This is a genomic window from Pseudomonas sp. (assembly GCF_035277045.1).
Taxonomy (GTDB): Bacteria; Pseudomonadota; Gammaproteobacteria; order Pseudomonadales; family Pseudomonadaceae; genus Aquipseudomonas.
Genome location: NZ_DATELE010000001.1, coordinates 1 through 11,776 on the forward strand (window position 1 = coordinate 1; position 11,776 = coordinate 11,776).

Genomic DNA, 11,776 nt, shown 5'->3' on the forward strand with positions numbered 1-11,776 from the left:
TCGCCGGGGATCACGTTGCGCGAGCCCGGGTACGCCTGCAGACACCCCACAGTGCCGCAGGCATGCGGCTGGTGAGCAAGCGCGGCGCGGTTGACCGCCTCTACCACCGCGGCGGCGCCGACCAGGGCGTCCTTGCGCAGGTGCATGGGCGTCGGGCCGGCGTGGGCCTCGACGCCGCGCAGGGTCAGGTCGAACCACTTCTGCCCCAGCGCGCCAAGCACCACCCCGATGGTCTTGGCCTCGTCCTCGAGAATCGGACCTTGTTCGATGTGCGCCTCGAAATAGGCGCCCACCGGGTGCCCTAGCACCGCGCGCGGCCCCGCGTAGCCAATGGTGTTCAGCGCATCGCCGACGGTAATGCCCTGGGCGTCGGTCTTCGCCAGCGTCTCTTCGAGGGTGAACTTGCCGGCGAACACCCCCGATCCCATCATGCAGGGCGCGAAGCGCGAGCCTTCCTCGTTGGTCCACACCACCACTTCCAGCGGCGCCTCGGTTTCCACGCCGAGGTCGTTGAGGGTGCGAATCACCTCCAGCCCGGCCATGACGCCGAAGCAGCCGTCGAACTTGCCGCCGGTAGGCTGGGTGTCGATGTGGCTGCCGGTCATCACCGGCGGCAGCTCGGGATTGCGACCCGGGCGGCGGGCGAAGATATTGCCGACCGCGTCGATGCTGACACTGCAACCGGCCGCCTCGCACCATTGCACGAACAGGTCGCGGGCCTGGCGGTCGAGGTCGGTGAGCGCCAGCCGACAGACGCCGCCCTTGGCGGTGGCGCCGAGGCGCGCGAGGTCCATCAGCGATTGCCACAGGCGCGCGCTGTCGACGTGTCGTTCGGTGGAGTGCAACACTTGCTGGACGGGACTCATGGGGTGTCTCCTCAAGCGGTCAGGGTCTGCAGGTCATGGCCTGCATGTTGTAATCTGCGCCGCGCCGGTGACGCGGCCGCGGACGCGTCAGGGCAAGGGCTTGGCCAGGCGCGCCGGGCTGCGCGCGGCCAGGGCGCCGAGCACGTAGTAAAGCGCCCCGCCCAGCAACGAGCCGGTGAACCAGCCGTAGTCGTAGAACCAGCTGAAGCTGCTGTTGCCGATCGACATGACGGTGAGCGCCACCGGCAAGCCGAAGGCGGCGAAGCCGGCCCAGTTCCAGGCCGGGTAGACGTCGTCGCGGTACAGCCCGGCCAGGTCCAGGCGCTGCCGGCGGATCAGGAAGTAGTCCACCACCATGATCCCGGCGATCGGCCCGAGCAGGCTCGAATAGCCCAGCAGCCAGTTGGAGTACACGCTCTCCAGGCTCAGGTCGGAAACGATCCAGCCAAGCTTCTTCAACAGCTCATGGCCCATCAGCGCCAAACCGATGAAGCCGGTCAGCCACACGGCGCGGCTGCGTCCAATGAGGCGCGGGGCGATGTTCTGGAAGTCGTTGGTGGGCGAGACGATGTTTGCCGCGGTATTGGTCGACAGCGTGGCGATGACGATCAGGGCCATGGCCAGGGCGACCCAGCCCGGGCTCTGGATGCGGCCGATCAGGCTTACCGGGTCGGAGACGGTTTCGCCCACCAGCGAGGCCGAGGCGGCGGTCATCACCACACCAAGGGCGGCGAACAGGAACATGGTCAGCGGCAGGCCAAGGATCTGTCCGAGGATCTGGTCCTTCTGGCTCTTGGCATAGCGGCTGAAGTCGGGAATGTTCAGCGACAGCGTGGCCCAGAAGCCGACCATGGCGGTCAGCCCGGCGCAGAAGTAACCGACCACGCTGGCCCCTTCCGGGCGCTTGGGCGGCTGGGCCAGCAGCTCGGTCATCGACATGTGCGGCAACGCCCAGAACAGCAGGCCGAAACCCACCGCCACCAGCAACGGCGCCGACAGCACTTCAAGCCACTTGATCGACTCCGCGCCGCGCAGCACCACCCACAGGTTGAGCGCCCAGAACAGCATGAAGCCGATGACCTCCCCCGTTCCGCCCAAGGCCTTCCAGCCGTCGAACACCGACCCCAGGAACAGGTGAATCGCCAGCCCGCCGAACATCGTCTGGATGCCGAACCAGCCGCAGGCCACCACCGCGCGAATCAGGCACGGCACGTTCGAGCCCAGGATGCCGAACGAGGACCGCAGCAGGACGGGAAACGGAATGCCGTACTTGGTGCCGGGAAAGGCGTTGAGCGTCAGCGGGATCAGCACGATGAGGTTGGCCAGCAGGATCGCCAGCAGTGCCTCGCCCACGCTGAGGCCGAAGTAGGCGGTCAGCACGCCGCCCAGGGTGTAGGTCGGCACGCAGATGGACATTCCGACCCACAGGGCGGTGATGTGCCACTTGTTCCAGGTGCGCTGGTGCACTTGGGTCGGGGCGATATCGTGGTTGTAGCGGGGGCTGTCGAGCACGTCGCTACCCGCAGCCAATTCATACAGCCCGTCCTGCTCGATCACTTGCGATCTGCTCTGTTGCATGGGGCCTTCTCCAGATTTTTTTCTAGTTGTCTGCTCATCGGGCTAACGCGATGGCCGGAGTGCTCACACCACCAGTACTGCGCCTCCGGTCCGGCCTGGCGGTTGCGACCGCACTCAATAAACGTGCCGGGTTGGCCGAAGCCGTCCCGCATGGCCGCCGCCAACCGGAGGTAACTCGCTGATCTTTCGATGCATTCATGTGCAATCGGGCCATTCCTGGCGGATCACGGGAGCCGCCTTGAACATCGCCTAGGCGCCGCAACAGGTTTCAATCTGGTGCAGCACTGATTTTCGTACCGTGACCCGCGTCTCGAGGGCGGTTTTCAAACGGCTGATTTTGCATGAAAAATCTCGTTCAGATTTTCATCTTGTCAAGTGCGTCAAAATGGTGAGGAGCCTCCCCATTTTGGTTCTTTATAAATTAATCCCATATAAATCATATAGTTATGCACGACATAAGCTTATGAATTATTTTCTTGATCAATAGCAAATCAGCATCTAGATTTCATTCTTGTCAGGCCTGACAGGATTGTAATTTTCCTCCCAGCCACTGACAGAACCATAATTTCAAGAACCGGCCGAAGACCGGTCAGCCTGCGAGGAAAAACGGCATGTCCCTGTTGATCCGTGGCGCCACCGTGATTACCCACGAAGAACGTTATAGCGCTGATGTGCTGTGTGCCGACGGCCTCATACGGGCCATCGGCGAGCGCCTCGATCCCCCTGCTGGCTGCGAGATCCTCGACGGCAGCGGACAGTACCTGATGCCCGGCGGCATCGACCCTCACACCCACATGCAGCTGCCCTTCATGGGCACCGTGGCCAGCGATGACTTTTTCAGCGGCACCGCCGCGGGACTGGCCGGGGGCACCACCTCGATCATCGACTTCGTGATTCCCAACCCGCAGCAATCACTGCTCGAGGCCTTCCACGCCTGGCGCGGCTGGGCGCAGAAGTCTGCCTCCGACTACGGCTTCCACGTCGCCATCACCTGGTGGAGCGAGCAGGTGGCCGAGGAAATGGGCGAGCTGGTTGCCCACCATGGGGTGAACAGCTTCAAGCACTTCATGGCCTACAAGAACGCCATCATGGCCGCCGACGATACCCTGGTGGCGAGCTTCGAGCGCTGCCTGCAACTGGGCGCCGTACCCACTGTGCATGCGGAAAACGGCGAGCTGGTCTATCACCTGCAGCAGAAGCTGCTTGCCCAGGGCCTGACGGGGCCCGAGGCGCATCCGCTGTCGCGTCCGCCGCAGGTCGAGGGCGAGGCCGCCAGCCGTGCCATCCGCATCGCCGAGACGCTCGGCACGCCGGTGTACCTGGTGCATGTCTCGACCCGCGAGGCGCTCGATGAGATCACCTACGCCCGGGCCAAGGGCCAGCCGGTGTACGGCGAAGTGCTGCCCGGCCACCTGCTGATCGATGACAGCGTCTACCGCCACCCGGACTGGGCGACCGCCGCCGGCTACGTGATGAGCCCGCCGTTTCGCCCGCGCGAGCATCAGGAGGCGCTGTGGCGCGGGCTGCAGTCAGGCAACCTGCACACCACCGCCACCGACCACTGCTGTTTCTGCGCCGAACAGAAGGCGGCCGGGCGCAATGATTTCAGCCGTATTCCAAACGGCACGGCCGGCATCGAGGACCGCATGGCGGTGCTGTGGGACGCTGGCGTCAACACTGGGCGCCTGTCGATGCACGAGTTTGTCGCGCTGACCTCCACCAACACCGCGAAGATCTTCAACCTGTTCCCGCGCAAGGGTGCCATTCGCGTTGGCGCCGATGCCGACCTGGTGCTGTGGGACCCGCACGGCACGCGCACGATCTCGGCCCAGACCCACCACCAGCGGGTCGACTTCAACATTTTCGAGGGCCGCACCGTGCGCGGCGTCCCCAGCCACACCATCAGCCAGGGCCGCGTGGTCTGGGCCGATGGCGACCTGCGCGCCGAACCCGGTGCCGGCCGCTACGTGGAGCGCCCGGCCTATCCCTCGGTGTACGAGGTGCTCGGCCGCCGCGCCGAACTGCAGCGCCCGACGCCCGTCAGCCGCTGAGCCCACCCGCAATGCCGTACCGGCCCGCCGAGGCCGGCCGGCGCCGTATTGCCGTTGACTGCCATCACCCAGAACGGAGCGCGCCCGAAACGTCCGCGCGTCCAACAAAAAAAGAGGCTACAACCGTGATCTATGCCCTGAACCACTTGCCGCGCCCCAGGGCCGGCGCCGACCAGCTGGCCGAGCGCTTCGGCGACCTGGCCCCTCCCCTCACACCCCGCCAGGCCGCCGTCGAGAGCGCGCGCTGCCTGTACTGCTACGACGCGCCGTGCGTCAATGCCTGCCCCAGCGACATCGACATCCCCTCCTTCATCCACCGTATCAGCGACGAGAACCTGCAAGGCGCGGCCGAGCGCATCCTCTCGGCCAACATCCTCGGCGGCAGCTGCGCGCGCGTCTGCCCGACCGAGATCCTTTGCCAGCAAGCCTGCGTGCGCAACAACGCCCAGGAATGCGCGCCCGTGCTGATCGGCCAGCTGCAGCGTTACGCGCTGGACAACGCCGCCTTCAGCGAGCATCCGTTCAAGCGCTCGCCAGCCACTGGCAAGCGCATCGCGGTGGTGGGCGCGGGCCCTGCCGGATTGTCCTGCGCCCATCGCCTGGCGATGCAGGGGCATGAGGTAGTGGTCTTTGAAGCCCGGGAAAAGGCCGGAGGTCTCAATGAGTACGGGATTGCCCGCTACAAGCTGGTGGACGACTACGCCCAGCGCGAGGTCGAATTCCTGCTGGGCATTGGCGGCATCGAGATCCGCCACGGCCAGCGCTTGGGACTCGACCTGACCCTGGGCGAGCTGCACCAGCAGTACGACGCGGTGTTCCTGGGGCTGGGCCTGAATGCCGTGCGTCAGCTAGGCATGCCGGAGGAGGAAGCGCCGGGCATGCTCGCCGCCACCGACTACATCCGCGAGTTGCGCCAGGCGGACGACCTCAGTCTGTTGCCGCTGGCCGAGCGCTGCCTGGTGATCGGCGCGGGCAACACCGCCATCGACATGGCGGTGCAGATGAGCCGCCTGGGCGCCCGCGACGTCAATCTGGTGTACCGGCGCGGCCATGAGGACATGGGCGCGACCGGCCACGAGCAAGACATCGCCAAGGCCAGCCAGGTACGCCTGCACACCTGGGCGCGCCCTGACGCCGTGCTGCTTGATGACAGCGGTCGTGTGCGCGGCATGCGCTTTGCCCGCACCCACGTGGTCGAGGGCCGTCTGCGCGACACCGGCGAAGCCTTCGAATTGCCCGCCGATGCGATCTTCAAGGCCATCGGCCAGCGCTTCGACGACACCAGCCTGATCGATCCGCTGGCCGCGCAGCTGGCCCGCGAGGGCGAACGCATTCGCGTCGACGCGTGCATGCGCACCAGTGTGCCGGGCATCTATGCCGGTGGCGACTGCACCGCGCTGGGCCAGGACCTGACCGTCCAGGCCGTGCAACATGGCAAGCTGGCCGCCCAGGCCATCCATGCCGACCTCATGCTCAACGTGGAGGCAGCATAAATGGCCGACCTGTCCATCGTATTTGCCGGTATCAAGGCGCCCAACCCCTTCTGGCTGGCCTCCGCGCCGCCGACCGACAAGGCCTACAACGTGGTCCGCGCCTTCGAGGCCGGCTGGGGCGGCGTGGTCTGGAAGACGCTTGGCGAGGACCCTGCCGCGGTCAACGTGTCGTCGCGCTATTCGGCGCACTTCGGCGCCAACCGCCTGGTGCAGGGAATCAACAATATCGAGCTGATCACCGACCGCTCGCTTGAGATCAACCTGCGCGAAATCACCCAGGTCAAGAAGGACTGGCCCGACCGCGCTCTGATCGTGTCGCTGATGGTGCCGTGCGTGGAGGAGTCCTGGAAATTCATCCTGCCGCTGGTCGAAGCCACCGGCGCCGATGGCATCGAGCTGAACTTCGGCTGCCCGCATGGCATGCCCGAGCGCGGCATGGGCGCGGCGGTCGGCCAGGTGCCTGAATACGTGGAGATGGTGACGCGCTGGTGCAAGACCTACTGCGCGCTGCCGGTGATCGTCAAGCTCACGCCCAACATCACCGATGTGCGTCTGTCCGCCCGCGCCGCCCATCGCGGGGGCGCGGACGCGGTGTCGCTGATCAACACCATCAATTCGATCACCAGCGTCGACCTTGACCGCATGGTCGCCCACCCGATCGTCGGTGACCAGAGCACGCATGGCGGCTATTGCGGTTCGGCGGTCAAGCCGATCGCCCTCAACATGGTCGCGGAGATCGCCCGTGACCCACAGACCCGCGGCCTGCCGATCTGCGGCATTGGCGGTATCGGCAACTGGCGCGATGCCGCCGAGTTCGTTGCCCTGGGCTGCGGCGCCGTGCAGGTGTGCACGGCGGCGATGCTGCACGGTTTTCGCATCGTCGATGACATGAAGGACGGCCTGTCGCGCTGGATGGACCAGCAGGGTCATGCCAGCCTGGAAGCTTTCCGCGGGCTGGCGGTGGGGCATACCACCGACTGGAAGTACCTGGACATCAACTACAAGGTGATCGCGCGAATCGACCAGGACGCCTGCATCGGTTGTGGACGTTGCCATATCGCCTGCGAAGACACCTCGCACCAGGCCATCGCCAGCCAGGCAAAAGCCGACGGTACCCATGTGTACAGCGTGATCGATGAAGAATGCGTGGGCTGCAATCTGTGCCAGATCACCTGCCCGGTGGAGGACTGCATCGACATGGTGGCGCAGGAGACCGGCAAGCCGTACCTGAACTGGACCCAGGACCCGCGCAACCCTTATCGCGAAGCAGGCTAGAAAAGATGCCGCGATCCAGTCGGCGGATCGCCGCAAGGCGGGCTCAGGGATCGAGCCCGATACCCCGCAGAATGACGCTGGTCACCGTCTGCACCGCGCTCTCGAACGCCATGTCCGACAGCGGCTCGCCGCCGTTGAGCAACGCCACCTGGTAGCCGAAATCCGCGTAGTGCTGGGTCGAGGCCCAGATCATGTACAGCAACGCCGACGGCTCGACCGCCAGAATGCGCTTGTCCTCCACCCAGCGGCGAATCTTGGCTTCCTTGAGCTGCGCCCAGGGCACCAGGCTTTCGTCGAGGCTGACCCCGAGCAGCGGCGCGCCGTGGAGCATCTCCTCCGCCCAGATCTTCGAGCCCAGGGGACGGGAGCGCGAATGGCTCATCTTCGCCCTGATATAACTGGTGAGTACCACGCGAGGGTCGTCAAAGCATTCGAAGCACAGCGCGTCCTGCTTCCACACCTCGAGCAGGTCCTGCAGCACCGCGCGGTACAGCTCATCCTTGGTGCTGAAGTAATAGTGCAGGTTGGAACGCGGCAGCTCGGCCTGTTCCGCGATATCGCCCATGGACGTGGCGCCAAAGCCCTTCTCGGCGAACACCCTCTCGGCGGCCTGCAGAATCTTCTCGACGTTGCGCCGGCGAATCTCGATCTTGTGGTTGGCCATTGCCTGTCCAATACATCCCAAACCCGGCAAGGCTAACAGCTTTGCGCAGGGCGCAGTGAAGGGTTTGGCATAGACTTGCGAGCAAGCATTCAGCCAGGCTCGCATGCGTGGGCTTCGATCCCGCAGCCAGCTGCGTGCACACGCTGATACTCCTTGACTACATTGACCCGCATCGCAACCCGAGCCACGTCCAGGACACCCTCAGCAAAGGAGTAGCTACCATGCCCGGTCATCCACCCAAGCACATCCGCCAGATGCCAGATCGAGGCGCTGCCTTCATGCACAGGCGCCGGAAAACTGGTCGCATGGGTAACCATGAGCTTGCGCATGTTCTGTCGTGAGACGCCGGTGATCTCGGCGACATCGGTGAGCCCCACGAGATCCGGCGTTGCTTCTATCAATCGGGCAGTGGGTACGGCGCTGCGGACATCCGCGAGTGCGCTGTTCACCGCAATCTCCGCAGTCGCCGCTTCGCGCACGAACTCCAGCGCCAACCGGCCAGACTGTCCAACACCCACAAGCGCGTCATCGCAGCCGGCATCCGCGAGACACTCGAGGAGCGCGTCCATATCAGGCTCCCGAGTGGCTAGCTGATATTTCAAGGTAAAGGTGAATTCCATCGTCATTTCTCCAAGGGAGTCATTCTTTCAACGGCCACTTTTTCCGCGCGGTGCGTGGTGCAATTGTGAATCACGCGCAGTAATTGTTTAGCGAAGTTTCCGGCGTTTTTTGGAGTACTCCAGACACTGGCGATACAGAATTCCCCACACCGGCACTCCGTGTCGGTGTAGGGACAAAATATCTTGCCCCAGCAGTGGCTCCCGCCCGTCTCCACTCTCCAACCCTCGCTTTCAGCATGCCGCAAGGCCTGTTCGACTTCCTTTTTAGGGTGACAGGGTCGGCTCATCGATTTCGCTCCAGTATCCTCATGAAAGGCGCGGTTGTCAAATGACAACCATGCCAGCATCGCAGAGTGCGCGCAGCCGGGAGCCTAAGCGATGCTCAAGGTTTAGTGATCGAGGATGTTTTGCAAAACGTCGCGGCAGAAGCCGAGAGCCGTTCGCCTGTTCACGGAGTATTGAGGTAATGCCACAACGCATTGCTCACCGGGTTGGCCATGCCGTGCGCCCCGAACAGCAGACGGCCGATGCCCAATCCCAGCTGGCGATAGCTTTCGAACTGCGCCTCGTCGAAGAACTGATCGGCGGTGGTCTGGTTCGGGAAGGTGCCGTTGGCCAGGGCGTAGTTGAGGACATCCGGCGACAGCGTCGGGACCAGACGGGGTTTGAGCACCAGGATCCGGCAGCGCAGCGAGGGCGCATCGGCTTTGTCGTTGATCTCGAATACCTCAAACAGCAGCGCGCACTTCCTGCTGCCGGGCTCAGGCGGATGCTGGAATTGGCTGATGGTGCCGAACACCTGGCCGAGCACCGGATGATTCACCACCTCATGGTTTTCGCGGATCTCCAGTTGCTGGTCGATCCGGGCGAGCCGCACCAGGTTGGTCAGGTCATCGAACCGGTAGGCGGGGTCGCATCCGCTGTCACACACCACGATCAGTTCGATATCCCGCTCGCGGCGCAACAGTTCATAGGCGGCGGTGTTTTCGAAATGCCCGCCATCGGAGAGGTACATCAAGTCGCGGCGGTGGCCGTGGAAATGCGCCGTCAGCTCATAGAACAGGTAGGACTGGGTGGGAAACCGGCGGACCCAGCGCGGGTCCTTGAAGGTGTAGTTCGCCTGATCCTCCTCCAGAAACCGGCTGGACCACCAGACCCCGAGCCGCACATTGGCCAGACCCAGCGCCAGCGACAATCCAAGGCTGGTGGTACGCCCCGACCCGGTGGTAACGGCGGCGCCGGAGGTCCCGATCCACTGGCCGAGCGTCAACGGCAGCATGATCTCGGACACATGGCCGGGATCCGGATCACGCTCCTGACTCACGCCGTCGAGGATGAAACTGGTCGGTCGTGCCCCGTTCGCCGTCCAGCCGTGGGGCGCCAGGCACAAGGGCTTGCCCTTGCGGTCTCGCTGGACGAGCTGCTCGGCAGGGTCCACGGTCAGGTTCATGGTGACGTTGATGAGGTGCAGCGGGCCGGCGGTCTCGGTGCCGTAGTAGGTGTCCAGGGCAATGTCATCGTCGGGCAGCGGCTCGGTGACGCTCAGGCCCTTGGCACCGCTGGCCCCTGAGAAACGCCGGCCATTGGACGCGCCCAGGTAGGCTCGGGTGAGGCGCGACGCATAGAAGGTGTGCAGCGAGGACAGATTGAGAAACCCGACAAACCTGCCTGCCACCCAGATGAGCACCAGGGCCAGCGCGCCCAGCACCCACAGCCTTGAGGCATAGGGAAGGCTCGCTGCCAGGTCGTTGCCATCGGTCGCCACCCACAGCACGATCAGCGCCCAGGTCAGGCCCACGGCGATGCCCATCAGGCTGCCGCCAATCAGCGCCAGCACATCCCTCGGCAGTTTCATCAGCCAGCCTGGCAAGGCCTTCTCATCCGTGACCAGCGCCAGGTGACGCACCAGCCAGATCAGCACCGGCAGCACCCCGAAGGTGGCCGCCCCGAACTGCCGGAACAGAAAGCTGTACAGCGCCTGAGCCAACGCCGCCATGCTCGCCAGGAACAGCAACGTGACCACTGCGATGATCGCCCTGCCGAGATAGCGGGTGACCAGCACTCGATAGGTGCGCAACGTGCCGTCCGCTCCGGCGCAAGCCAGCGTTCGCACCAGCCATGAGGTAATGAGCAGCGCCGCCCCGGCGATCACCGCGAAACACAGCACTACTCCCCCGACCTTGGGCGCATCGCCCACGCCCCAGGCAAGCAGCCCGACGAGCGCCAGCACCAGGGTGATGCCGACCGTGGCCTTGTACGACAGGTTGTTCAAGGTCGGCGGCTCGTTCAGGCTAACCCGCGGGATGACCAGCCAGTACGCCACGGTGCAGGGCAGCGCCAGCGTGATCAGCGCTAGCAAAGGCAGTACGAACAGATTGATCTCCAGCATGGCCTGCAAGACAAACAGCACGCACAACGCGAGCAGTATCGGCATGCCGATCACGAAGTGCAGCGACAGCCAGTTCCTCCAGGTCATCGCCACCACGTAGAAGCTGTCGCCGCTGCCGGCGGGTGTCAGGTAGCGTCCGTTCTCCCGAAGCCAGGCGCCAGGACCGCGGCCGACGTCGCCGCTGGCGTAATCCTCGGCCGTGCTCAGCTTGCCGGGGGGCTCATGCTGCAGGACGCGGTACGCATCCCGCGCCGCGTCGGCGGGAGACTGCGGCGCCTGGCCCGCGGCCGTGCCGCGGAGCCGGTTGGGCAGAAACAGGCTGGAATAGAAACTGCCGATGTACCCGCCGCCACTGACGGTGGACAGGTAGTCGAATCGCGCCAGCAGCGGCTGCTCTTCGGTCGGGTCGGCACCGCGGGCCCTCGCCAGCGCCTGCAGCACCCCCAGGCAGAAGGTCGCGCTGCGGATACCTCCGCCCGATAGCGCCAGCCCCCAGGGACGGCCGGACTTCAGGGCGGTCCGGTAGCCTTGCAGGCCGAGCAGTTCACGGCGCCTGGCGATGCGTTCGCGCTCCGCCTCGTATTGCCCGTTCTCACTGGACATCCGCGCCTGCCCCCTCTGCTCGCCTGGGTACCGGGCAAGTAAAGCACTCCCGGCACGCCACGCCAGAGTCCTGCTAACGTATCCAGGGGTGATCGCACATGACAATGCCACCAACCTCATAGGCCCCGATCATGAGGAACATTCCCGCCGCCCTGTTCTTGAGCCTCCCGATAGCGGTGGCCGGCTGCGCCCAGTACGGCCCCTACCGAACGTCGACAACCCTCTGCGAGGGCAGCA

Annotated in this window: 9 protein-coding genes; 3 read left to right on the top strand and 6 right to left on the bottom strand. The window is 64.9% G+C overall.

The window, feature by feature from the left end; all coding sequences use genetic code 11:
- The coding region (locus VJS90_RS00005) for an allantoate amidohydrolase (RefSeq protein ID WP_324117877.1) at positions 1 to 866 on the bottom strand (866 nt) is incomplete at its 3' end.
- A gap of 87 nt (positions 867 to 953) precedes the next feature.
- On the bottom strand, positions 954 to 2,444 hold the full coding sequence (locus VJS90_RS00010) for an NCS1 family nucleobase:cation symporter-1 (protein ID WP_324117879.1): 1,491 nt from the start codon (positions 2,442 to 2,444) through the stop codon (positions 954 to 956).
- Positions 2,445 to 3,055: 611 nt separating this feature from the next.
- Between VJS90_RS00010 and hydA the strand changes: the two genes are divergently transcribed.
- The 3 genes from hydA (at position 3,056) to preA (ending at position 7,263) form a co-directional block, all read left to right on the top strand.
- The gene (gene hydA, locus VJS90_RS00015; protein WP_324117881.1) at positions 3,056 to 4,495 is read left to right on the top strand and encodes a dihydropyrimidinase; all 1,440 of its coding nucleotides are present in this window, start codon (positions 3,056 to 3,058) and stop codon (positions 4,493 to 4,495) included.
- A 125-nt stretch (positions 4,496 to 4,620) separates the two neighbouring features.
- Positions 4,621 to 5,988: an NAD(P)-dependent oxidoreductase gene (locus tag VJS90_RS00020; protein ID WP_324117883.1), complete on the top strand. Its 1,368-nt coding sequence runs from the start codon at positions 4,621 to 4,623 to the stop codon at positions 5,986 to 5,988.
- Positions 5,989 to 7,263 carry an NAD-dependent dihydropyrimidine dehydrogenase subunit PreA gene (gene preA / locus VJS90_RS00025; RefSeq protein WP_324117886.1) on the top strand — a complete coding sequence of 425 codons (1,275 nt, stop codon included), beginning with the start codon at positions 5,989 to 5,991 and terminating at the stop codon, positions 7,261 to 7,263. It abuts the gene before it with no gap.
- A 43-nt stretch (positions 7,264 to 7,306) separates the two neighbouring features.
- Here the strand turns inward: preA and VJS90_RS00030 are convergent, their stop codons facing one another.
- From VJS90_RS00030 to VJS90_RS00045, 4 genes are all read right to left on the bottom strand, one after another.
- Positions 7,307 to 7,927, bottom strand: coding sequence for a TetR/AcrR family transcriptional regulator (locus VJS90_RS00030; protein WP_324117888.1), 621 nt, complete (start codon positions 7,925 to 7,927; stop codon positions 7,307 to 7,309).
- An 89-nt stretch (positions 7,928 to 8,016) separates the two neighbouring features.
- Entirely contained in the window at positions 8,017 to 8,547 is a 531-nt protein-coding gene (locus VJS90_RS00035; RefSeq protein WP_324117890.1) for a DNA-binding protein, read from the bottom strand.
- Positions 8,548 to 8,549: 2 nt separating this feature from the next.
- Positions 8,550 to 8,834 carry a hypothetical protein gene (locus VJS90_RS00040; RefSeq protein ID WP_324117892.1) on the bottom strand — a complete coding sequence of 95 codons (285 nt, stop codon included), beginning with the start codon at positions 8,832 to 8,834 and terminating at the stop codon, positions 8,550 to 8,552.
- Positions 8,835 to 8,995: 161 nt separating this feature from the next.
- Positions 8,996 to 11,539 (bottom strand): patatin-like phospholipase family protein, encoded by a 2,544-nt coding sequence (locus VJS90_RS00045; protein ID WP_324117894.1) that lies wholly within the window; start codon positions 11,537 to 11,539, stop codon positions 8,996 to 8,998.
- Between the last annotated feature and the right edge of the window lie 237 nt (positions 11,540 to 11,776).

What these genes read in the sequence shown, in the direction of transcription:
- VJS90_RS00010 (WP_324117879.1), bottom strand. Translation starts at nt 2,444, where the DNA reads ATGCAACAGAGCAGATCGCAAGTGATCGAGCAGGACGGGCTGTATGAA.
- hydA (WP_324117881.1), top strand. Translation starts at nt 3,056, where the DNA reads ATGTCCCTGTTGATCCGTGGCGCCACCGTGATTACCCACGAAGAACGT.
- preA (WP_324117886.1), top strand. Translation starts at nt 5,989, where the DNA reads ATGGCCGACCTGTCCATCGTATTTGCCGGTATCAAGGCGCCCAACCCC.
- VJS90_RS00030 (WP_324117888.1), bottom strand. Translation starts at nt 7,927, where the DNA reads ATGGCCAACCACAAGATCGAGATTCGCCGGCGCAACGTCGAGAAGATT.
- VJS90_RS00035 (WP_324117890.1), bottom strand. Translation starts at nt 8,547, where the DNA reads ATGGAATTCACCTTTACCTTGAAATATCAGCTAGCCACTCGGGAGCCT.
- VJS90_RS00040 (WP_324117892.1), bottom strand. Translation starts at nt 8,834, where the DNA reads ATGAGCCGACCCTGTCACCCTAAAAAGGAAGTCGAACAGGCCTTGCGG.
- VJS90_RS00045 (WP_324117894.1), bottom strand. Translation starts at nt 11,539, where the DNA reads ATGTCCAGTGAGAACGGGCAATACGAGGCGGAGCGCGAACGCATCGCC.